At 70.3% G+C, this 21,266-nt stretch carries 20 protein-coding genes, 1 tRNA gene, 1 pseudogene and 1 riboswitch; of the genes and pseudogenes, 7 read left to right on the top strand and 15 right to left on the bottom strand.

All coding sequences use genetic code 11. From position 1 onward, the window contains the following. The first annotated feature begins 70 nt into the window (after nucleotides 1-70). Nucleotides 71-1,510 carry an APC family permease gene (locus AB0M46_RS23960; RefSeq protein ID WP_363339184.1) on the top strand — a complete coding sequence of 480 codons (1,440 nt, stop codon included), beginning with the start codon at nucleotides 71-73 and terminating at the stop codon, nucleotides 1,508-1,510. Nucleotides 1,511-1,601: 91 nt separating this feature from the next. Here the strand turns inward: AB0M46_RS23960 and AB0M46_RS23965 are convergent, their stop codons facing one another. The 3 genes from AB0M46_RS23965 to AB0M46_RS23975 all read right to left on the bottom strand — a co-directional run bounded on the left by AB0M46_RS23965 (nucleotide 1,602) and on the right by AB0M46_RS23975 (nucleotide 4,139). Continuing rightward, on the bottom strand, nucleotides 1,602-1,802 hold the full coding sequence (locus AB0M46_RS23965; RefSeq protein ID WP_363339185.1) for a hypothetical protein: 201 nt from the start codon (nucleotides 1,800-1,802) through the stop codon (nucleotides 1,602-1,604). After that, entirely contained in the window at nucleotides 1,799-2,869 is a 1,071-nt protein-coding gene (locus AB0M46_RS23970; protein WP_363339186.1) for a LacI family DNA-binding transcriptional regulator, read from the bottom strand. Before AB0M46_RS23970 ends, AB0M46_RS23965 begins: the two co-directional genes overlap by 4 nt. Before the next feature lie 157 nt (nucleotides 2,870-3,026). Continuing rightward, nucleotides 3,027-4,139, bottom strand: a complete 1,113-nt coding sequence (locus AB0M46_RS23975) for an MBL fold metallo-hydrolase (RefSeq protein WP_363339187.1) — start codon at nucleotides 4,137-4,139, stop codon at nucleotides 3,027-3,029. A 261-nt stretch (nucleotides 4,140-4,400) separates the two neighbouring features. On the opposite strand from AB0M46_RS23975, the gene AB0M46_RS23980 reads away from it, so the two are divergent. Both AB0M46_RS23980 and AB0M46_RS23985 read left to right on the top strand, forming a co-directional pair. Next, nucleotides 4,401-6,062, top strand: coding sequence for a helix-hairpin-helix domain-containing protein (locus tag AB0M46_RS23980; RefSeq protein WP_363339188.1), 1,662 nt, complete (start codon nucleotides 4,401-4,403; stop codon nucleotides 6,060-6,062). Between the two features lie 32 nt (nucleotides 6,063-6,094). Further along, a complete protein-coding gene (locus AB0M46_RS23985) occupies nucleotides 6,095-7,132 on the top strand; it encodes an OmpA family protein (protein WP_363339189.1) in 1,038 nt (345 codons plus the stop codon). Nucleotides 7,133-7,202: 70 nt separating this feature from the next. On the opposite strand, the gene AB0M46_RS23990 is transcribed toward AB0M46_RS23985, so the two are convergent. Then, complete coding sequence (locus AB0M46_RS23990; RefSeq protein ID WP_363339190.1) at nucleotides 7,203-8,807, bottom strand: alpha/beta hydrolase; 1,605 nt, start codon at nucleotides 8,805-8,807, stop codon at nucleotides 7,203-7,205. A 175-nt stretch (nucleotides 8,808-8,982) separates the two neighbouring features. On the opposite strand from AB0M46_RS23990, the gene AB0M46_RS23995 reads away from it, so the two are divergent. Continuing rightward, nucleotides 8,983-9,744 carry an RNA ligase family protein gene (locus tag AB0M46_RS23995; protein WP_363339191.1) on the top strand — a complete coding sequence of 254 codons (762 nt, stop codon included), beginning with the start codon at nucleotides 8,983-8,985 and terminating at the stop codon, nucleotides 9,742-9,744. Next, nucleotides 9,741-10,703 (top strand): AAA family ATPase, encoded by a 963-nt coding sequence (locus AB0M46_RS24000; RefSeq protein ID WP_363339192.1) that lies wholly within the window; start codon nucleotides 9,741-9,743, stop codon nucleotides 10,701-10,703. The genes AB0M46_RS23995 and AB0M46_RS24000 overlap by 4 nt, the downstream gene beginning before the upstream one ends. Here the strand turns inward: AB0M46_RS24000 and AB0M46_RS24005 are convergent. After that, on the bottom strand, nucleotides 10,693-11,412 hold the full coding sequence (locus AB0M46_RS24005; protein WP_363339193.1) for a hypothetical protein: 720 nt from the start codon (nucleotides 11,410-11,412) through the stop codon (nucleotides 10,693-10,695). The two genes, AB0M46_RS24000 and AB0M46_RS24005, sit on opposite strands and share 11 nt — an antisense overlap. Before the next feature lie 129 nt (nucleotides 11,413-11,541). Then, a complete protein-coding gene (locus AB0M46_RS24010; RefSeq protein WP_363339194.1) occupies nucleotides 11,542-11,817 on the bottom strand; it encodes a hypothetical protein in 276 nt (91 codons plus the stop codon). 164 nt (nucleotides 11,818-11,981) lie between these two features. Here AB0M46_RS24010 and AB0M46_RS24015 point away from each other — a divergent pair, with 164 nt between their 5' ends. Further along, nucleotides 11,982-13,049 carry a phosphatase domain-containing protein gene (locus AB0M46_RS24015; RefSeq protein WP_363339195.1) on the top strand — a complete coding sequence of 356 codons (1,068 nt, stop codon included), beginning with the start codon at nucleotides 11,982-11,984 and terminating at the stop codon, nucleotides 13,047-13,049. 9 nt (nucleotides 13,050-13,058) lie between these two features. On the opposite strand, the gene AB0M46_RS24020 is transcribed toward AB0M46_RS24015, so the two are convergent. Together AB0M46_RS24020 and AB0M46_RS24025 are read right to left on the bottom strand one after the other, a co-directional pair. Continuing rightward, a complete protein-coding gene (locus tag AB0M46_RS24020) occupies nucleotides 13,059-14,006 on the bottom strand; it encodes an exopolyphosphatase (RefSeq protein ID WP_363339196.1) in 948 nt (315 codons plus the stop codon). 91 nt (nucleotides 14,007-14,097) lie between these two features. Continuing rightward, nucleotides 14,098-15,117, bottom strand: a complete 1,020-nt coding sequence (locus tag AB0M46_RS24025; RefSeq protein WP_363339197.1) for a hypothetical protein — start codon at nucleotides 15,115-15,117, stop codon at nucleotides 14,098-14,100. A 9-nt stretch (nucleotides 15,118-15,126) separates the two neighbouring features. Next, nucleotides 15,127-15,283, bottom strand: a riboswitch (cyclic di-AMP (ydaO/yuaA leader). Between the two features lie 279 nt (nucleotides 15,284-15,562). Between AB0M46_RS24025 and AB0M46_RS24030 the strand changes: the two genes are divergently transcribed. After that, the gene (locus tag AB0M46_RS24030) at nucleotides 15,563-16,675 is read left to right on the top strand and encodes a glycoside hydrolase family 19 protein (protein WP_363339198.1); all 1,113 of its coding nucleotides are present in this window, start codon (nucleotides 15,563-15,565) and stop codon (nucleotides 16,673-16,675) included. 54 nt (nucleotides 16,676-16,729) lie between these two features. On the opposite strand, the gene AB0M46_RS24035 is transcribed toward AB0M46_RS24030, so the two are convergent. The 7 genes and pseudogenes from AB0M46_RS24035 to AB0M46_RS24065 form a co-directional block, all read right to left on the bottom strand. Further along, a complete protein-coding gene (locus tag AB0M46_RS24035) occupies nucleotides 16,730-17,089 on the bottom strand; it encodes a hypothetical protein (protein WP_363339199.1) in 360 nt (119 codons plus the stop codon). A gap of 46 nt (nucleotides 17,090-17,135) precedes the next feature. Next, nucleotides 17,136-17,933, bottom strand: a complete 798-nt coding sequence (locus AB0M46_RS24040) for a phosphotransferase (protein WP_363339200.1) — start codon at nucleotides 17,931-17,933, stop codon at nucleotides 17,136-17,138. A 216-nt stretch (nucleotides 17,934-18,149) separates the two neighbouring features. Next, on the bottom strand, nucleotides 18,150-19,121 hold the full coding sequence (locus tag AB0M46_RS24045) for a hypothetical protein (RefSeq protein WP_363339201.1): 972 nt from the start codon (nucleotides 19,119-19,121) through the stop codon (nucleotides 18,150-18,152). Continuing rightward, a complete protein-coding gene (locus AB0M46_RS24050; RefSeq protein ID WP_363339202.1) occupies nucleotides 19,118-19,483 on the bottom strand; it encodes a PadR family transcriptional regulator in 366 nt (121 codons plus the stop codon). Before AB0M46_RS24050 ends, AB0M46_RS24045 begins: the two co-directional genes overlap by 4 nt. A 120-nt stretch (nucleotides 19,484-19,603) precedes the next feature. Next, a complete protein-coding gene (locus AB0M46_RS24055; protein WP_363339203.1) occupies nucleotides 19,604-20,629 on the bottom strand; it encodes an LD-carboxypeptidase in 1,026 nt (341 codons plus the stop codon). Between the two features lie 241 nt (nucleotides 20,630-20,870). Further along, nucleotides 20,871-20,969 (bottom strand) — tRNA-Lys (locus AB0M46_RS24060). Between the two features lie 107 nt (nucleotides 20,970-21,076). Then, nucleotides 21,077-21,266: pseudogene (locus tag AB0M46_RS24065) on the bottom strand (hypothetical protein); the annotation flags it as partial.

Genomic DNA, 21,266 nt, shown 5'->3' on the forward strand with positions numbered 1-21,266 from the left:
ACCGATGTCCGCAACGTCGCCTGCGCGACCGAGCGTGGTATCTCAGGCATTAGCCCGCGACCGGCTGGGCGTGCCATCCGTCATCATGTTCGCCCTCACCGCGGCTGCCCCACTGATGGTCGTCGGCGCGCTGGTCTCGTCGGCCTGGGGCTGGGTCGGCACGACCGGCTTCCCGCTCGCCTTCGTGATCATCGCCGTCATCCTGGCCGTGTTCAGCTTCGGCTACGTCGCGATGTCCCGGCACATCACCAACGCCGGCGCCTTCTACTCGTACATCTCGCAGGGCATCGGCAAGCCGTTCGGCGTGGCCGGCGCCCTGGTCGCGCTGCTGGCCTACAACCTGCTGCAGATCGGCCTCTACGGCGCGTTCGGCTTCTACGCCTCGCTGATCCTGGCGGACAAGGCCCACCTCGACGTGCAGTGGTGGGTCTGCTCGCTCGTGCTGTGGCTGATCGTCGCGATCCTCGGCGTGCTGCGGGTCGACGTCAACAGCAAGGTCCTGATGGTACTGCTCGGGGCCGAGCTCATCGTGGTGACGATCTTCGACGTCATCTTCTTCAGCCACCCGGACACCTCGGTGACCTTCCAGCCGTGGACCTTCGACTCGCTCAAGGACGCGGCCGGCCCGGCGTTCGCCGTGGCGCTCACCGCGTTCGTCGGCTTCGAGGCCGCCCCGGTCTTCGCCGAGGAGGCCCGCGGCAAGAGCCGCACGGTGGCCACCGCCACGTTCCTCGGCCTCGCCGTGATGGTCGTGTCCTACGCCGTCACCAGCTGGGCCGCCGCGGTCAGCATCGGCGTGGACAAGGTCGTGCCGGCGGCCCAGGCGCAGGCGGAGACCGGCGGCCCGTTCTTCCCGACCCTGGCCGAGAAGGGCGGCAGCTGGGCCGCCGACCTGGGCCTGATCCTGCTCACCACGAGCATCGCGGCCGCGGCCGTGAGCTACCACAACACGACCGCGCGGTACGCCTTCGCGCTGGGCCGCGAGCGGGTGCTCCCGTCGTTCTTCGGCCGGACCCGGGCCCGCTCGGGCGCGCCCATGTCGGGCTCGGTGTTCCAGACCGTGATCGCGCTGCTCGTGCTGGTGCTGTTCATCGTTAAGGGCTGGGACCCGATGCTCAACCTGTTCTTCTGGCTGGGCACCTCCGGCGGCGTGGGCGTGCTGTTCCTCGTCCTCACCACCTCGGTCGCGGTGATCCTCTACTTCGCCCGCGACGCGCGCGGCGAGGGCCCCTGGTCGCGGCTCATCGCCCCGATCCTGGCCACGATCGCCCTCGGCTACGTCTGCTGGCTGGTCATCGACAACTTCGGCGGCCTGCTCGGCTTCCAACCCGGCACCGAGAACGCCGCGGTGTGGGCGTTCCCGACGGCGTACGGCGTGGTTGCGGTCATCGGCATCATCTGGGCCCTGGCCCTGCGCAGCATCAACCGGCAGGACTACGACGCCATCGGCCTCGGTGCCCGCGCCAACACGGCGCGCATCGAGTCGTACGAGGCCGCCGAGGTCCGGTAGCAAGACCCTCAGAGGGAAGCGCAACACAGCGAGGGAGGCAGGCGGTGGCCTGCCTCCCTCGACTGCTTTCTTGCACGCTTACCGCGGGGTGTTACCCATAGGTGAGCGCTGGCGTGGGCTCGACTCGGTCGGCGACCTGGCGCAGCGTGCGGGCCGCGAAGCCGCGCACCTTGGTCATCGCGGCCGACTCGCCGCGGCCACGGCCGTCGTCGACCACGGGGGCGTTCGGCATGGCCGAGTTGGCCTCGATGCGGACTGCCTCGAGCGACACGATCAGTGCGACTGGGGTCATGACTTCTCCTTGGCTGGATTCGGGCCGGTGGTCGCCCTGACCACCAGCGATACGGGCAGCGTCAGGCGACGCCGCGCCGGGTCCTCGGGCGGGTCGAGCAGGATCTCGCCCGCGAGCCGCCCACGCTCGACGCTGGGCTGGCGGATCGTGGTCAGCCCGGTCGGCTCGGCCTCCGGGATGTCGTCGAATCCGGTGACCGACACGTCCCGGCCGGGACGCAGGCCCCGCACCCGCAGCGCGTCGAGCACGCCGAGCGCGAGGACGTCGGAAGTGGTGAGGATCGCCGTGGCCCGGCCGAGCCGGTCCAGGGCGTGGGCCGCCGCGGCGGCGCCCTCCTCGCGGTCGTTGGCCGCCGCGTTGATGAGCAGCACCCGCTCCCACGGCAGCCCGGCTTCCACGAAGGCGTCGCGGAAGCCGCGCACCCGCTCGCCGGTGACGTAGTAGCGCAGCGCGTCCGGGTCGGCGTCGACCGGGCCGGTCACCCCGCCGTGCACGATCCAGTGCGCGACGATGGCGACGTCGGTGTGGCCTAGGTCGGCGATGTGCTCGCCGAGCCGGCGGGCGGCCGAGCGCTCGTCGATGCCGACGTAGCCGGCGTCGGGGCCGAACGCGTTCGGGTCCTCGCCGATCACGATCGGCACCCCGCGGGCGCGGATGAGCTCCAGCGCGCCGTGCCAGTCGGGCACGCAGTAGAGGCAGAACGCGTCGACCGCGGCGTTGCTGACCACCCGCCGGCCGGCCTCCGTGTCCTTGGGCAGGTTGATCAGCAGCAGCGAGGTCTCCCGGGCCGAGGCCGCCTCGGCCAGGCCGCGCAGGTAGGCCACCGCATAGGGGTCGGTGAACGCCATCGACAGGTCGTCGGTGAGCAGCACGCCGATCGCGTTGACCTTGCCCCGGCGCAGCGACCGGGCTGTCGGGTTGGGACCCGAGTAGCCCAGCCGCTCGGCCGCCTCGAAGATTCGGGCGCGCAGGTCGGGGGAGAGCTGATCCGGACGGCTGTAGGCGTTGGAGACGGTGCTCCGGGACACGCCCAGCTCGTCGGCGATGGTTTGCAGTGTGGCCGCCATGGTTCGGATCATCCTCCCTTCGCTACTGCATCGGTTCAGAACCCTTCTGTATCGATACAGTACGCCGGGTGTGTTACAGCGACCAGTCGTTTGTCGGGTCCTGGCATGTGTGCCTGCACACGTACCCTGACCTGCTCAAACGCCGATGTGGCAACACTCACGCAATAGGGCGCCACCACGGTTCAACTTCCGGAAACGCGTCGATATCAACCCTGTCACCGGGGCGCGGGACCACGAGCTGGATGTCGCGCGCCTTCGACTCCTCCAGCAGCCGCTCGACCGGCTCCGACCACGCGTGCAGCGCCAGGTTGAACGTGCACCAGTGCAGCGGGATGAGCACCCGCGCCTGCACGTCGAGGTGGGCGCTGGCGCCGTCCTCGGGCTTCATGTGGATGTCCGGCCACGCGTCGTTGTAGGCCCCGACCTGGATGAGCGAGGCGTCGAACGGGCCGTGCTGCTCGCCGATCTCCTTGTACCCGTCGAAGTAGCCGGAGTCGCCGGTGTAGAACAGGCTCCGGCGCTCACCCTTGACCACCCACGACGCCCACAGCGTGCCGTCGCGGGAGAAGCGGCGGCCGGAGAAGTGCCGGGCCGCGGTCGCGGTGAGCGTCACGCCCCGCACCGTCGCCGACTCGTCCCAGTCCAGCTCGATGAGCCGGTCGGCCGGCACGCCCCAGCGTTCCAGGTGCGCGCCCACCCCGAGCGGGACCAGGAACGGCGCCTGCTGGGTGCGGCGCAGGGCCAGGATCGAGGGCAGGTCCAGGTGGTCGTAGTGGTCGTGGGAGATGACGACGGCGTCGATGCGGGGCAGCTCCTCGATCGGCAGCGGCATCGGGTGCATCCGCTTCGGCCCCACGAACGACGTCGGCGAGCAGCGCTCGCTCCACACCGGGTCGAACAGCACCCGCACGCCCTCGATCTCCACCAGCGCGGTCGAGTGCCCCAGCCAGGTCACGTGCAGCCCGTCCGGGTCCAGCCGGCCGCCCAGGTCGGGGCGGGTGACCGGGATCGGCCCGAGCGGTTTGCGGCGCTGCTCGCCGGTGAGCAGCTCGACGAAGGTGTCCCGCACCGCGTGCGGCGGCAGGACTTCGGCCGGCACGGTGTTGCGGAACTTCCCCTCCGCGTACTGCCGGGACCGGCGCATCCGCTCCGCCCGCGCCCCGGACGGCACCGCCCCCAGCTGGGCCGGAAGGTCGCGCAGCGCCCACGCGAGACCGCCGGCGGCGGCCGCCACCGCGGCCACGGCGAGCACCCGAGTCGTCTTTCCCATTGCTCTGTCGCCTCCAGTTGTGGTGAGGTTCAGCACCCGTCCGTTTCGATTTTCTCTCGGCCCATCGGACGCCCGGCACCGGCCGGGAGCGCCTCGACCGCCTCCGATCTGCGCAAACGTCTTCCATGGGTCCCCGAATTGGCCCGAACCGCCGGTCGGACGGCACCGGCCGGGCCTGTTGCCGCGCAACCAGGTGTGGAAGGCTGCCCGCATCTTCACGCGCTTGCCCTCGCGTAGGTCACTTCCCCCCGGAGGCCTGTCGTGGTCTGGTACACCGGCCAGTCACTACTGTTGATTCTGCTCGCGTTCCTGCTCGGTCTGCTGGTCGGCTACCTGTGGTGGGGCCTGCGCCTGCGCCGGGTCCGGTCGTCCGAAAGCGTCACCGAGCCCACCTCCTCGCTCCCTGTCCAGTCCACCACTACCCGATCCGAGGCGCCCGCCGCCCCGGTCACCGCGAAGTCGACGCCCGCGCCGGTCGTCGAGCCCGTCGCCGAGCCTGTCGCTTCGCCCGTCGCCGAGCCCGTTGCCGAGTCGCCGGCTGAGCCTGTCGTTTCGCCCGTCGTCGAGGCCGTTGCTGAATCGCTGGCCGAGCCTGTTGCTGAGCCGCTCGTCGCGCCCGTCGCTGAGGCTGAGTCGGTTGCTCGGGCTGAGCCGGTGGCCGAGGTTGAGCCGGTGGTCGAGGCCGAGGCGATCGAGGAGCTGGAGGCCGAGCCGGTGCACGTCGAGCCGGCCGAGGAGCCCGAGGAGGCGCCGGTCGCCGTCATCGAGGCGGAGCCCGCGTCGGAGGAGGTCGACGCCGAGCTCATCGCGGACGTCGAGTCCGCGTTCCAGGAGGAGCCCCTCGCGGCCGAGCCGGCACCCGACGATCTTGAGCGGATCGAGGGCATCGGGCCGAAGATCGCGGCGGCGCTGCGGGCGGCCGGGATCACCACGTTCGCGCAGTTGGCCGACGCCGACCGGGGCGCCGTGGAGACCGCTCTGGAGAACGCCAGCCTGCGCTTCGCGCCGAGCATCGGCACGTGGTCGCAGCAGGCCCGGCTGTTGGCCGACGGGGACGAGGCCGGCTTCCTGGAGCTCACCGACTGGCTGATCGCCGGTCGCGAGCCCAAGCCGAAGGACGCCCCCGCGCCGGTTGCCGTGGAGCCGATCGTCGAGCCCGAGCCCGAGCCCGAGCCCGAGCCCGAGCCCGAGCCCGAGCCCGAGCCCGAGCCCGAGCCCGAGCCCGAGGCATCCGCGACCGAGCCGGAGCCGATCGTCGAGCCGGAGCCCGTCGCGGTCGAGCCGGAGCCGGTTGCGGAGATCGCGCCGGTTGTCATCGAGCCGGAGCCGGTTGCCGTTGAGCCGGAACCTCAGCCCGAGGCCGAGGTGCAGCCGGAGTCAGAGCCGATTGTCGAGCCCGAGCCTGTTGCGGTCGAGCCCGAGCCTGTTGCGGTCGAGCCCGAGCCCGAGCCCGAGCCCGAGCCCGAGCCCGAGTCCGAGGCCGTCGCGGTCGAGCCGGAGCCGATTGTCGAGCCGGCGCCGGAGGCCGAGGCCGAGGCGGTTGCGGTCGGGGCGGAGGCGGTTGCCGTTGAGCCGGAGGCTCAGGCCGAGGCCGAGGTGCGGCCCGAGCCGGAGCCCGTGGCGGTGGTGCCGGCGCAGGCCGGGGCGGCGGAGGACGTACCGGCGGACAATCTGCGGCGGATCGAGGGCATCGGGCCCAAGATGTCCGGCGCGCTGATGGCCTCCGGCATCCGCACCTACGCGCAGCTGGCCGCGGCCGACGTCGACACGCTCCGGGCGGCCATCGAGGCGGCCGGGCTGCGGTTCGCGCCGAGCATCGTCACGTGGGCCCGCCAGGCCCGGTACCTCGCCGACGGGGATGAGGAAGGCTTCGCCGACCTCACCCGGCGCCTGGTCGCCGGCCGCGACACCGGGCGGGCCTGATGGCGCGGACGGTCACCGCGAGCGGTAGCCGCGTGGAGGTACGCCCGCGGCACCCCCTCATCCCGATCGGCGCGGCCGTCGTCGGGCTGGCCGCGCTGGTCGTCGCCTTCGAGGTGCCGCACCGGCACGCCGTCGAGGACAACCTGACCGACCGGACCAAGGTGGCGCTGGCCGAGGCGGGTATCGACGCCGAGGTGCGGTTCGTCGGGCGGGACGGCACCGTCAAGATCGGCTCGGCCGACGAGAAGGACAAGGCGCGCGACGTCACCCTCGGCGTCGACGGGGTGCGCGTGGTCGAGGTGCAGGCCCCGCCGAAGGTGGAGCAGCCGCCCGCCCCGCCGAGGCCGCTCTCGGTCAAGCTGCTCGTCGACGGGGGCAAGGTCACGCTCACCGGCACGGTGCCGGCCGACGCCGACCGGGCCGCGCTCGCCGGCGCGGCCGAGCAGGCCGTCGGCGCCGGGAACGTGCAGGACGCCCTCACCGTGGACGCCAAGCGGGCCGCGGACGACACCGACCTGGCCGGGCTGGGCGCGGTCATGGCCGCGCTGGGCAAGGACACCAAGGCCGGCGTGATCGACCTGACCGACCACGTGATCACGCTGACCGGCACCGTGGCGTCGCAGGAGGTCAAGGACAAGGCCGAGGCGGCGGCGAAGGCGGCGGCCAAGGGCGCGACGGTGCGCGACGAGCTCGTCGTCGGCCAGGCCGCCGCGCCGGCCCAGGTGCAGACCCAGCTGGTCGCGCTGCCGACCGTCGAGTTCGAGAACGACAGCGCCACGCTGACCGCGCAGGGCGTGGCCGTGGTCCAGAACGCGGCCTCGATCCTCAGGTCGAACCCGAACATCAAGGTCAGCATCGAGGGGCATACCGACCTCACCGGCACCCCCGCGCACAACCAGGCGCTGAGCGAGGCGCGGGCCAAGACGGTGCTGGACACGCTGGTCTCGCTGGGCATCGCGCCCGACCGGCTGACCTCCAAGGGCTTCGGCGACAGCCGGCCCAAGGTGCCCGGCATCGACGAGGCGGCCAACGCGGTGAACCGGCGGGTCGAGTTCATCGTGCAGCAGTAGCGAAGGAGAAGGGGCGCGGCCAACGCGGCCGCGCCCCTTCTTTTTGCAGCGGTACTGGAAGTGGTACCGGTCAGTGGCGCACCGGGTAGAGCGGCTCGCGCACGGCGCTGTCCACGCGCAGCGACTTCGCCGAGAGCGCGGCCGCGGTCGGGTCCGGCTGCGGCAGGGCGTCGCAGTTCTTGTCGGGCTTGTCGCCCGCCTTGCGCTGCGGGAGCTTGCCGGTCGCCAGGTAGTCCGCGATCGTGTCGTCGATGCAGGCGTTGCCGTTGAGCGAGTTCGCGTGCGTGGTCTGCCCGACCTCGGCCAGCAGGCTGCCGTTCGGGAAGAGCCGGCGGGCCTGCAGGCTGCCCTCGAACGGCGTGGCCGCGTCGAGGGTGGTGCCGACGAACAGCACGCTCTTGACCTTCGAGCCGTCGATCTTGGTCGGCTTCTGGACCTTGCCCGGCCAGTAGAGGCACGGCGCGTTGAACCAGACGTTGCTCCAGGTCATGTACGGCGCCTGCAGGAACGTCCGCCAGTTGTCGGTCTTCCACTGGTTCCAGCTCTGCGGCCACTGCACGTCGGTGCACTGCACCGCGTTGTAGACCGCGAAGCCGTTGTCGTCGCCGGGGGCCACCCAGTCCTCGTAGGCCTGCAGGATGAGGTCGGTGTTGCGGTCGTTGGCCCAGCCGGCGAACTCGTCGGCCAGCTCCAGCCACGTCGACTGGTAGTAGCCGGCGTAGAGGAAGATGTCGGTCCACTCGTCGGCGCCGACGACCCCGCCCGCGGGCGCGGTGCGCAGCTTGTTCTGCTCGGCGTAGAAGCGCTGCTCGACCTGCTTCGCGGTGGTGCCGAGGTGGTAGACGCTGTCGTACTTGGCGAGCCAGCCGAACCAGATCTTCTCGTTGCGCTCGAAGGCCAGGTCCTGGTTGAGGTTGGCCTTGTACCACACGTCGCGCACGTCGACGTTGCCGTCGAGCACCATGCGGCGGACCTTGTCGGGGTGCAGGGTGCCGTAGACCTGGCCGAGGTACGTGCCGTACGAGAAGCCGTAGTAGTTGATCTGCTTCGCGCCCAGCGACTTGCGGATCGACTCCATGTCGTTGACCGAGTCGACCGTGGTCAGGTGGTTGAGCAGCTCGCCGCCGGCCTTGCCGCAGGCCCGGGCGTAGCCCTTGGACCGGTTCAGCCAGGTCTTCTCGAGCTGCGAGTTGACCGGGATGTACTCCGGCTTCGGGCCGTCGGAGTAGCTGTCGTCGCAGTGCAGGGCCGGCACGCTGGAGCCGACGCCGCGCGGGTCGAAGCCGATCCAGTCGTAGGCGTCGCCGGCGCCGTTGGGCACGTACTCGCCCAGGACCGACAGGGTCAGGCCGGAGCCGCCGGGGCCGCCCGGGTTGACCAGCATGACGCCCTGGTAGTCCTTGTCGGCGACCTTGTGCTTGATCCGCGAGACGGCGATCTGGATCTTCTTGCCGTTGGGCTTGCTGTAGTCCAGCGGCACGTCGAGCAGGCCGCACTCGGCGCCGCGGCGCTGCAGGCCGGGGCTCGCGCACTGGCCCCACGGGATCGACGCCGCTCCGGCGAAGTCACCGCCCGGCGAGGCGGGCGCGGCCAGGGCGCTCGAGGCCGGCGCGACGGCCGCGAGCGTGGCCGCAGCGGTGAAGAGGACCAGCCCCTTCACGGTTCTGTTCGTCAAGACAACCCTCCCAAACTTGCCTGGCGGCGAGAGGCCGCTCGGAGCAGGTGATTCGGGCCAAACAATGTCATGACGATGCTTGCGAGCCCCGCCGCCGCGCGGAAGCAGCAACACCCTTTCCCTCACCCGAGAAAACCCGTGTCGCCGGGGGAATCGACTCCGGTACAACGGTCTGATGCTGCGCAAGTACCCCAGGACGCCCCATTTGCAGGGTTCGCGGCTGCAACCGGGCGACCACGACCTGGCGCAGGTGCCGTTCGCCGAGCTGGCGGGCCGTGAGCTGGTCGTGGAGGAGAAGCTGGACGGCGCCAACGCCGCGATCAGCTTCGATCCCGACGGGGCGCTCCTGCTGCAGTCGCGCGGGCACTATCTCACCGGCGGGCCGCGGGAGAAGCAGTTCGCGCCGTTCAAGGCGTGGGCGGCCGGGATGAGCCATGTGTTGCGGTCCGTGCTGAAGGACCGATTTATCCTGTACGGCGAGTGGCTCTACGCCAAGCACACCTGCTTCTACGACGCGCTGCCCCACCACTTCTGCGAATTCGACGTGTACGACCGCCAATCCGACGCATTCCTGTCCACCCCGCGCCGCCGGGAGCTGCTCGACGGCCTCGGCGTCGCGTCCGTGCCCGTGCTGAAGGTGGGCGCGTTCGCCGACCTGGCGGGGCTCACCGCGCTGGTCGGCCCCTCGACGTGCCGTACCGATGGATGGAAGGACACGCTGCAGGAGTCCGCGCGCGCCGGGGGCGCCGACCCTGACCGCGTCCTGCGGGAGACCGATATGTCCGAAGACATGGAGGGGCTGTACCTGAAGCTCGAGGACGCCGACACGGTGCTCGGGAGATACAAGTGGGTTCGTCCGAGCTTCCACACCGCGATCCTCGACTCGGGCAGTCACTGGCAGGATCGGCCGATCGTGGCCAACCGAGTTCGGATATGACCCTCCCGGCGTGGGCGATCCGGCCCGAGCAGGTCCGGGCCGTGCTGCCGGATGCCGACCCGTCGGTGGCGGGGGCGCTGGGCGGGATCGAGGAGTGGCGGGCGCGGCCCGAGGCCGAGCGGGCCCCGGTGTTCGCCGCCGCGCTGCTGCTCGACGCCGGTGAGCACGCCGCGCGCAAGGCGCTGTGGGGGCTCGGGGCGCCGATCGCCTGGCGGGAGCACGTGGCCGCGCTGGTGCGATATGCGTGGCTGCCGTTCGGGGCGCTGGAGCGACCCGACCTCGATCGGCTCGCGTTCCGGGTCAGCCTGCTCGCGCGCAACGACGACCTCGGGCTGCTGGCGACCGCGGAGGCGCTGCGGCGTGCGGATGTGCGGCTGGTGGAGGAAGTCGCGCTCTTTACGCAGTACACCCGGGAAATTGGCTGTCTCGACAAGCCTCGCGGCTTCGCCTCCGATCATGCCCGGTTCGCGTATTTCCGGACGCCCGGGCGGGACCCCGATTATGCGGCGTTCGACGACACGCGGTGCACGGTGACCGTGCTGTCCGGGCTGCCGGGTGCCGGCAAGGATCACTGGGTCGCGGCCAACCGGGCCGGCGTGCCCGTGGTCAGCCTGGATGACCTGCGCGACGAGCTCGGCGTGCGGCCGACCGGCGACCAGGGCCCGGTGATCGCGGCGGCGTACGCGCGGGCCCGCGAATATCTGCGGGCCGGGGTGGCATATGTGTGGAACGCGACGAACACGACCCGCGCGCTGCGTTCGCGGTGCGTCGGGCTGGCCGCGAGCTACGGCGCACGGGTCGAGGCGGTGAGCGTGGAGGCACCGCCGGAGGTCGTCCATCGGCGCAACCGGGCCCGCGAGCGGCGGGTGCCGGCGGCGGTGATCGACCGCATGGCCGGGCGCTGGGAGCCACCCGATATCACCGAGGCGCACTCGGTGTCGTCGATCCTCAACGGCTAGTCGTGCGCTGCCGCTGCATCGCCAGGGCCTGCAGGGCGGAGGAGCGGATCAGCAGCAGCGGGTTGAGCGGCTCGTTGGCCGCGATCGGGCGCGCGAACGGTCGGTTCTGCGTGCTCCAGCCGTTGTGCAGGTCGTACTCGATCTCCAGCGAGCGGTTGCGGGCCATTTGGTAGTCCAGCAGCACCCCGGGGCCGAGCGAGCGGGTGGCGATCTCGCCGGCCATGTGCGGGATCGGCGAGAAGAAGAACGCGACCTTGGGGACGGGCTGGAAGAGGTCCACGTCGACCAGGTCGAAGATGCCCACCGGTTGGTACATCCCGTGCGTGTCGTGCGCGCACAGCCCGGCGCCGAGCTCGACCCGGCCGGCGTTGTCGATCTCCATGTGTCCCGCCGGCCCGCCCGGGGTCACGATGCCGGCCCCGTCGTTGCCCGCGACCGTCAGCACGCTGCCGAGGGGCGCCGGGTAGTTGTGGGTGGCGACGACCTTCGTGCTCGGCACCTGCGTGGCGTGGCGGGTGGTGAACATGGAGTACGTCTCGCTCCACGCCACCTCGAGGTGCCGCTCGAGGTAGTGCACGGAGAGCCAGATCGTCGGGGCGCCGCTCGCCGAGGTGGCGATCGCGTGCATGCCGAAGAGCGCGAAGTGGTGGTCGCGCAGCTGTTCGATCGTGGCGTCGCTCATGTCGATCGTGAGTTTGTGCTGCTCCACGCTGTCCTCCTGGGTTGTCCGAGTGCACCCAGTGTGGAGCGGACAAGTTGCACGATCGGGGCAATCAGTGAAAATCTCTCACGTCGTGCTCATGTCCATCGGACCCGGTGATTCCATCGGGCCTGGTGCTCAAGCGGCCAGCCGGCGAAGTGCCCGGTGGATTCTGGGGCCGCCGGCCGGGTATGTGGCCCGGACCAGGGCCAGCGCCCACGCCATGCGGGCGACGGCGGTCTCCGGGTGGTCCCCGAACTCGCCCGCGACCCGCGCCGCGCAGCCCTGGATGCCGATGCGGCGCAGGGTCGCCGCGACCGCGTCGCGGATCTGCCCGCCCGCCGGGGCCTGGGACGACTGCAGGTCGGAGGCGAACAGCGCCTCGGCCCGAACGGCCTCGAATGTGGTAGCCATCTCGCACCTCCCGTGCGCTCATACAGGCGTGTTCCTGATGGCACTCACGCTAGGAGAATTCTTCCGGTTCGGGCTCACGGTTTCATGCCAGCGTCGCGTACTCGTCACACAGCGTTGAAGGTTAGCGGGGTGCGGTCTCCGTCCGCCTGTGACAGGGTTGGGCCGTGTCCTTGGTCCCCAGTGCGCCCACCAGCGCGCCTGTGCCGCTGCACCGGGCGGCGCGCATCGAGGACGCCATCCACGGCGTCCTCGAGCGGCGGCTGCGCCGGCGTGGCTGGAAGGTCGCGGTCACCGCCTACACCGGCTACGGCGCCGCCGCCACGGACGGGCGCCCCGGCTGGGTCCGAGTGCTCGGCCGCGTGCTGCTCGCCCGCATCGACCCGAGGCCCCCGAAGCGGCTCAAGAAGCTGCGCGGCTGGCGCTCCTTCACGGCGGTGTCGGTGAGCAACGCCCTGGTCCGCATCGAGGCCGGCGGGCGCGTCCGCGAGGTGCGCTGCGACCGCGGTGGCTTCGTCGACGTCGTGGTCGAGGCCGACCTGGCCCCGGGCTGGGCCACCGTCACACTGCAGAGCGAGGACAGCGCCCCGGTCGAGGCGCCCATCCGGATCATCGACCCGGCCACCACCCGCTTCGGCATCGTCTCCGACGTCGACGACACCGTCATGGTGACCACGCTGCCGCGGCCCCTGCTCGCCGCTTGGAACACGTTCGTGCTCGACGAGCACGCGCGGGCCTCCGTGCCGGGGATGGCGGTGCTGTACGAGCGGCTGGTCAACGCCAACCCGGGCGCCCCGGTCTTCTACCTGTCCACCGGCGCCTGGAACGTGGGGGCGACGCTGACGCGGTTCCTGTCCCGGCACCTGTATCCGGCGGGGCCGCTGCTGCTGACCGACTGGGGGCCGCAGCCGGACCGGTTCTTCCGCAGCGGGCACGCGCACAAGCGGGCGTCGCTGGCCCGGCTGGCGGAGGAGTTCCCGGACATCCGGTGGCTGCTGGTCGGCGACGACGGGCAGCACGACCCGGAGATCTACGCCGAGTTCGCCGCCGAGCACCCGGACAGCATCGCCGCCGTGGCCATCCGGCACCTCTCGCCGACCCAGGCGGTGCTGGCCGGCGCGTTCCCGGGGGTGGCCGGCAGCTCCAAGCGCTTCCCGTCCAACGACCGGCGCTGGCTGGGCGCTCCCGACGGCGCCGGCCTGTGGCGGCTGCTGCGGGACACCGAGATCCTCTGAGGGTCCCGCTCAGGCGCGACCGGCGGCCGAGCTCACCGGGGCGCCCACCTTGTCGATCAGCTCGCCCAGCACCCGCTCCGAGTCCTCGTGCGGGACCTGGCAGGTGCCCGCGGCGAGGTGGCCGCCGCCGCCGTAGCGCAGCATGACCGCCCCGATGTCGGTCGGCGAGCTGCGGTCCAGGATCGACTTGCCCACGGCGAACACGGTGTTGAGCCTCTGCTTGCCCCAGATGACGTGGATCGAGACCCGGGCCTCGGGGAACAGCGCGTAGACCATGAACCGGTTGCCGGCGAAGATGACGTCCTCGTCGCGCAGGTCGACCACGACCACGTCGCCGTGCATCCGGGAGTCCCGGCGCAGCTGCTCGACGAACAGGTCCTGCTGCTCGCGGAAGAGCTCGGCCCGCTCGGCCACGTCGGGCAGGCCGAGGATCTCCTCGACGTCCTGGTGGTCGATGCAGGCGTCGATGAGCTGCATCATCAGCTGGTAGTTGGAGATGCGGAACTGGCGGAAGCGGCCCAGCCCGGTGCGGCTGTCCATGAGGAAGTTCAGCAAGGTCCAGCCGATCGGCTGCAGGATCTCGCTGATGTCGTACTGCGCGGAGTCGGCCCGGTCGACGGCCTCCATCAGCTCGTCGGAGATGTTGGGGAAGCGCTCGGCCCCGCCGTAGTGGTCATAGATCACGCGGGCCGCCGACGGGGCCTGCGCGTCGATGACGTGGTTGGTCGCCTGGCCGCCGGTGCGCAGGGCCTCCGAGTGGTGGTGGTCGAACACCATGTGGGCGCCCGCGGCGTACGGCAGGTTGGTGAGGATGTCCGTGGGGCCGACGTCGACCGAGCCGTCCTGGACGTCCTTCGGGTGCACGAAGGTGATGTCGCCGATCAGGTCGAGCTGGCGCAGGAGGACCGCGCAGACCAGGCCGTCGAAGTCGCTGCGGGTCACGAGACGGTACTTCACTGCGGATCCCCTCGCACGGCGGGCCGGTCGACGGTCTCCCTATCGACCGGCCCGGCACGAACGTGAGGATTCGCGGGGCTCCAGGATGGCTTTACAGGATGGAGAGATGCACGTGGTTCGTGTGATCGCTCGACGGGTCGCCGGCCACGCCGCTGTAATGGTGCCAGCCGGCCGCCGGTGTCCAGATCTGTTTGAACCAGATGACGTACATGACGCCGAGCCGATCGGCGTTCTTCACGAAGTAGGCGGCGAGGTTGGAGCCGTAGACGAAGTCGTCGCCGGTGGCCACGCCGCCGAAGCCGGATTTCGTCTGGACCGAGAAGTCGCACGCCCGGCCCTTGGGGTGCTCGTACGGGCCGCTCGGGCGGAAGCACGCCACGAACCGCTTGAAGCCGTCCTTCTGCGCCTCCTGCATGGCGTGGATCATGCGCGGGGTGATGCAGCCGGAGGTGGTGGGGTCCTTGACGCTGCACGACTCCTTCGGCAGCGAGCCGTCGGAGTTGCGCTTCACGGGGTCGGCGAGCGGCAGGTTGGCCGAGACGAAGCCCTTGCTCGGCCCACCGGCCAGCGCGAGCGCCTTCTCCGCCTCCTTCTTCTGCTGCTCCATGGTGGCGACCTGCTGCTGCTGCGAGGCAACCTCGTCGTCGAGCGCCTTCTTCTGCGAGGCCTGGGCCTCCCGCAGCTTCCGCAGCTGGCGCAGCAGGTTGTCGTTGTGGTGGGCCAGCTCGTTGATGGTGCCGGCCCGCTCGGCGAAGCTGTCGGGGCTGTCCGCGTCCATCAGCGCGGCGAACGTGGTCAGCGGCCCGGTCTGGTAGGCCGCGATGGCGATCGCCGACACCTGGTCCTGCAAGCTCGCCAGCTGCGCCTCGGTCGCCTGTAGCTGCACGGTCAGCTCGCCCTGGTGCTTGACCGAGGCGTCGAACCTGGCCTTGGCGTCGGTCCAGGCCCGGGTCGTCGACTCCAGGACGGAGCCGAGGGTCGGATTGACGTCCGCGCCCTCGTTGCCGGGATCGCCCGGCTCGGCCGCGGCGGGGAGGCTGCCGATCCCGCCGAACGCGATCACGGCCAGCAGCGCGACGAGTCCGCGCCGGAAGTGATGTCGCGATGACATCTGGTTCGTTGTTCCTTCCGTCGGCCGCCGACCGGGTTAGCTGACGGGTTCGGGACGGAACGACCCCTACCACCGCTCCCGGAAGGGCTTCCAGGAGGGCGGATTCACCCCAACGCAACGGTGGGTCCCCGGCTCGCCACGGACGGCGATTGGGCGGCAGTCACGCCCGTGGACGTGACCGTGGGTCACTGTACCGACGGGGCGGAATTCGCGCACCGCACCGTTTGTGCGTAGATCAGCTTCGGGGCCTTGCAGTGATGCAGATCACGTCAATGCCTCGGGATTGGTCGCGGTGAGTGACGTCGCCGTCTCTGACCGCGGCGTTGTGGTGCTGTCTCAACGGTACCGTAAATGTTGTTCATGAAATGATGATGTTCACTCTTCGGCGTTCCTCCGGCTGGTCGGATGGGCAGGTCAGGCCCGGAGCCGAAGGAGTTGATCGAGGGTGTCGAGAGTCCGCGCGCTGGCCATGCTCGCCGCGATGGCGGTGGTGAGCGGAGTGGTCGCGTTCTTCAACATGATGCCCGCCTCCGCCGCCGCCTGCGCCCCCGCGTGGCAGGCCACAGCCGTCTACACGGGCGGCATGACCGCGTCCCGCAACGGCCACAACTACCTGGCGAAGTGGTGGACCCAGAACGAGGCCCCGCCCGGCACCACCGGCGTGTGGCAGGACCAGGGCACCTGCGGCGGCAGCACCCCGACCAACCCGCCGGTCCAGACCGGCACGGCCGGCGCGTGCAGCTTCCCCGCCTGGGTCCAGGGCCACAACTACGTGACCGGCGACATCGTGAAGTTCACGGACGGCAAGTTCTACATCGCCGAGCACGACAACCCGGGCTACAGCCCCGTGGTCAGCACCTGGTACTGGGACCCGTACTCCTGCGGCTCCTCTCCCACGACTCCCACGACCGCTCCCCCTCCCACCTCGTCGGGCGGCGCCTTCGTGGTCAGCGAGGCGCAGTTCAACCAGATGTTCCCGAGCCGGAACTCGTTCTACACGTACTCGGGCCTGGTCGCCGCGCTGTCGGCCTACCCCGCCTTCGCCCGCACCGGCTCCGACGCGGCCCGCAAGCAGGAGGCCGCGGCCTTCCTGGCCAACGTCAACCACGAAACCGGCGGCCTGGTCTACATCGTCGAGCAGAACACGGCCAACTACCCCAACTACTGTGACGCCGGCCAGTCCTACGGCTGCCCCGCCGGCCGGGCCGCCTACTACGGCCGCGGCCCGATCCAGCTGAGCTGGAACTTCAACTACAAGGCGGCCGGCGACGCCCTGGGCATCGACCTGCTGCGCAACCCGAACCTGGTTCAGACCGACGCGGCCGTGGCCTGGAAGACGGCCCTGTGGTACTGGAACACCCAGAGCGGCCCGGGCACCATGACCCCGCACAACGCGATGGTGAACGGGGCCGGCTTCGGCGAGACCATCCGGAGCATCAACGGCAGCCTGGAGTGCAACGGCCGCAACCCGGCCCAGATCCAGAGTCGCGTCGCCGCCTACCAGCGCTTCGTGGGCATCCTCGGCGTCGGCGCTGGCCCCGGCTCCCTGTCCTGCTGATCCTGCTCGAACCTTGCGGGTACGTGTTCACGCCGCGTCGCGGCCCCTGCTGGCTCAGAACAGCGGCGTGAACACGGCCCGATAACCCTCGCCGTCGGGCTTGGTGCACTCCAGCACCCAGTACTCGCCGGGCCGCACGACGGCGCCGATGTGGCTGTCGACGCGCCCGCCGGAGTTGGCCTCGCCGACACACTGCGCGGGCGGGTGCTGCGGCCCGACGAACAGGCGCACGCGGCTGGTCGCCCCGCCGACGTAGTACGCGCTCACGTACCCGTAGCCGTCCGCGCGGTACACCTGGTTGAACCCGGGCGTGAACCGCGGCGCCCCAGCATTGGCCGTGAACCGCGCAAGCCGCCGCTCCAACTCGGCGACCTGCGCCTCCAACTGCGCCACTCGATCTTCACTATCCGGCATCGCGTTACAGTAAACCGCCGCCTGTCCGTTGACAGAAGCCGTTGGCCTACTCGGCGAGCGCCACCCGGTAGATCTCGTGCTGATCGCGCAGATACGCGATGTCCTTCAGATAGTGATCGAGGTGCCCTTCCGCGATATGCCGGGCGAAGTTCTCGTCGCCGGCCGCAGCGGCGGACTGCATCAGGTCAGTGTGTTCGGTCAGCCGCGGTTCGACCTGATCGATGGCGGCGACCCGCAGTGCCGAGTCGGCGCCGTACGCGTCCAGGAAGATTCGCGACCGCGTCGCCTGGCGACGGGTCACGACTGCAACGGTTTCGCCGTCCCCCGGCCGGCTCAGTGGCGCGAACCGGTACAACGCGAGAGCCAGGTCCCGTGCGCGGGGTCCGGGCCCCGCCGTGTCGAAGTCGATGATCCCGACGATCTCCTCGCCCTGGTAGACGAGGTTGTAGGGCGCGAGGTCGTTGTGACAGATGACCTCGACCGGTTCGTGGGCGGGCGACTGCCAGCCGTCCAGCCATCGGCCGGCGACATCCGCGGTGGCCGCGTGGAAATCACGTAACAGGCGACCGGCATTGGCGAGCGCCGCATCACTGGCCACCGCCGGCGTCCAGGGATAGTGGCCAACTTCGCCGTCGAGGTATCCGAATACATCACGCCCCAGTTCGTCATTGCCGAAGGACCGGGGAGCGCCGGTGAACCCGACCTTCTCCAGATGACCGAAGAGCTGATGCATCCGTGCGCTCCACGGCTGCGACGGACGACGGACAGTGTCGCCGACGCGGACGACTCGGTTGATCCCGCCGCCGGTCAATTCCTGCTCGTCATTCGATGCGTTGTTCGTCAAGCGCTTCGGCTCCTGTTCGACTCGCAAGACACCAGCGGGATCGAGACCACGTTCTCGGTCTTATTACACTGTGCAATGGTCCGTCGCCGTCAGTACGGCCGACGCGACTTCGACGTCCACGCGGCCACCCCCAACCCGGTACCAGGCCTGGGTTGTGTCGGGCCCGGCGCTGAAGCGGCGACGGGCCCGGGGCATGCACACTGCTCAGCCTGGTCCCTATCGAGTAGGTCCGAATGACGAGCTCGATGCGTCCGCAGCGTCACCGGGGTGGCGTAGGCGGCGACCGCGCATTGTGACGGCGATCAGCACCGGAGCGAGCGCGACCACGGTGACGATCGCCGCCGTGGTGGCGAGCATCGACCAGGTCGGCGTCGCGGCGTGCGGCAGCAGGCCGGTCGCGACGTCCCGGACCACGAAGAGCCCGGCCGGCGCCAGGACCAACAGGAGCGGGTATGCCCCTCGCTCGTCGCGCCTGCGGACGAACACGACCGCGACGACGGCTCCGGCGAGCAGGAGCAGCACGGCGGCGCTGGGCTGCGTCCGGCAGCTGCACACCGGGTACCAGCCGTCCAGGGCAGACCACGCGCCCACGATCAGCGCACCGATCGGGACGCCGAGGACCGGCCAGACCTGCCGTCCGGCGGGCAGCGCCAGGGCCAGCAGCCCGAGCATCAGCTGCGGCACTAGCATCTGCATCGCCGGCCGCTGCAACGACGTCAGCGCGGCGACCGGCATCACCGTCACCGTGAGGACCAGCGCCGCGGCGACCGCCCACCGACCCCACCGGCCGGGCATGATGCTCGCGGCGATGCCTGCCACGAGCCAGCCGCCGAACGTCACGGCACCGAGGGCGCCGATCGTCAGGAACGAGCCGTCCCGCAGGGCAAGCGCGCGCGGGAGCGTGTCGACGCCCAGGAGCCACATTGTGCTGATGACGGTCGCGGTGGTGAGGGCGAGCGCGGCCGCCGAGGGAAGCGCCTTGAGGAGGCCATGCGCGCCGTTGGCACGCAGGTGTTGGCGTACGGCACCGCGGATCAGGTCCGTCACGTCGGCAGGGCTCGGCCACCGGGCGTTGCCGGAGACCAGTTCGAGGTAGGTCGCGACCATCTCGTCGGCGCGCTCGGCCCGGTAGGCGGCGGGGTAGAGACGCAGCAGGGCACGGTAGCGGCGCTCCAGGGGGCGGGTCATGCGACACCGCCGGCCAGGCTCACCGTCGCGGGCGTGCGGAGCGAGGCGCGGGCCTTGAGCCGAGCGCTGGCTGCCTCGACGTTGGCCCGCATCCGTTCGGTCTCGGCGCGCAGCACCGCCTCGCCCTGTTCCGTGAGCCGGTAGTAGCGGCGCAGGCGACCGTCGATGATCTCCTCGCGGTCGGCCGAGACAAGCTCGTCGTCGGTCAGCCGGTCGAGCGCGCCGTAGAGGGTGCCGGGTCGGAGCGCCACCCTGCCATGCGAAAGCTCGCTCACCTCGGCGATCAGGCCGTAGCCGTGCAAGGGCTCTCTGGCCAGCGCGGTCAGGATCAGGAACGACGGTTCCCGGAGATTGATACTCACGAGACGAAGATATATTCGACGCGAAGTGATGCTGTCAAGCCGGTCCGGCGTGCTGGTCGGCTGGCTCATGTAGCAGCTGGCAGGTCCGCGAGAGCCGCAAACGGCCTTGATCCGCGGCGCTCAGCTGGCCGGCTCCGTCACCGCGTTCGGGCCGCACACCGCCGGTTCGAGCAACGACAATGTCCGCTGCTGCGTATCGAGACCGACACGGATGCCGATCGGCATCGGCAGATTCGGGCCGGCATGTCCGAACTCGACGTTGCCTAGCACCGGGATGTCACGGTCGCCGAGTACGTCGAGGACGATCTCGGACAGCGTCGGGGACGCCTCGGGCGAGTCGAGTCCGGCGATCTCGCGCGGAACGCCCACGACCATGCCGGAAATCCGATCGAGGATGCCGCAGTGCCGCATCACCTGCAGATAACTCCACACATGCGATGCCAGGCCGCCCATCTCCTCCCAGAACAACACGGCACCGTCGAACCACTCGAGCGGCACCGCGAAACGCGTCGCCTGCACCAGCGCGATGCGATTGATCACCCCACCGATCAGCCGGCCTTCGACACGGCCAGCGCGCCAGCACTCCCACGACGAACTCGCAGGTAATGGACCAATCGCTTCGGTATCGGTCAGCAACCTCGCGTAAAGCTCCTCGAGTTCCGCTTGGCGCGTCGCTGGCGCCGTCTGCCAGTGGCCGCCGAAGCCGGGAACGGCCATGTCGGCATGGAACCCGACCAGGCCCGCGCGGGCATAGAGCACCAGATGCAGCAAGGAGATGTCGCTATAGCCAAGGATCGGCTTCGGGTCGGCCCTGATTGCCTCGATGTCGATCAAGTCGAGATAGCCGAACGCCGTCTGGCCGCCGTCACTCGCGACGATCGCACGAACCTCAGGATCACGAAGAAGACCGTTGAGCTCCGCGGCGATCTCCGCCGTCGTCGCCGCGCTCCACCACCGGCGCCGCCCTACTTCCAGCAGTGGTGCCCGACGCACGCGGAACCCCATCCGCTCGAGCACGACGACCGCCTGCTCAACGTTGCGCTCGTAAGCCGCAGGCAGCGGCCCGGACAGCGAAGCGATAATGACGAGATCGCCGGGCCTCAGCGCACGAGGTCGAAGCAGCTGAGGCGATGCGGAACCGGTCACCGACGCAGTATCCGCACACGCACCACAACACGCGACGCATTTCGGGTACACGTCGCCACGGCTGCCCAGCGCCTGCGTGGACAGCCCAGGCAGCGCTTGCTCGCACCTGGGGCCTACGAAGTCCTCCTGCGTCTGTCAGCTCGGGTAGGCGCCGTCGGGCAGCTCGGCATCGTGCAGGGTCGCGCAGTCGAACCGCTCGCACTGTTGACGCCGGTGTAGAAGCCCCGCCGGTACGGCTCGCTGCCGATCGCCAGGGACTCGAACCCTGAACCTACGGATTAAAAGTCCGAAGTGGACGATCAACTCGCCGTCCGCACGTGGTAGCGAACATCCGAGCGGCCACGGAGCAATCACGACCCGCCGCCATGCATGCTGCCGGCGGACATGAGTGGGCCAGCGCACCGGGCAGCGGCTACAGATCAGTGCTGTCGATCATGACAGCATCGACTACGGCGGGTTCGCAGGTTTGGCCTTCTGCGGGTAGACAGTCTCGTGCCGGGCCAGCATCGCGACGAACTCGCTGATCTTTCGCTCGCGCGTCTGACCCGGATCCGCGGGTAGCGGAGGCGTGAGCCAAATATCGCTGATAGCCGATGTGTTGTTGTGGTGTTGGGCGGGTGGGGCATGCCGGTGGCCC

Origin of the sequence: Dactylosporangium sp. NPDC051485 (assembly GCF_040682015.1) — a bacterium.
Classification (GTDB): domain Bacteria; phylum Actinomycetota; class Actinomycetes; order Mycobacteriales; family Micromonosporaceae; genus Dactylosporangium.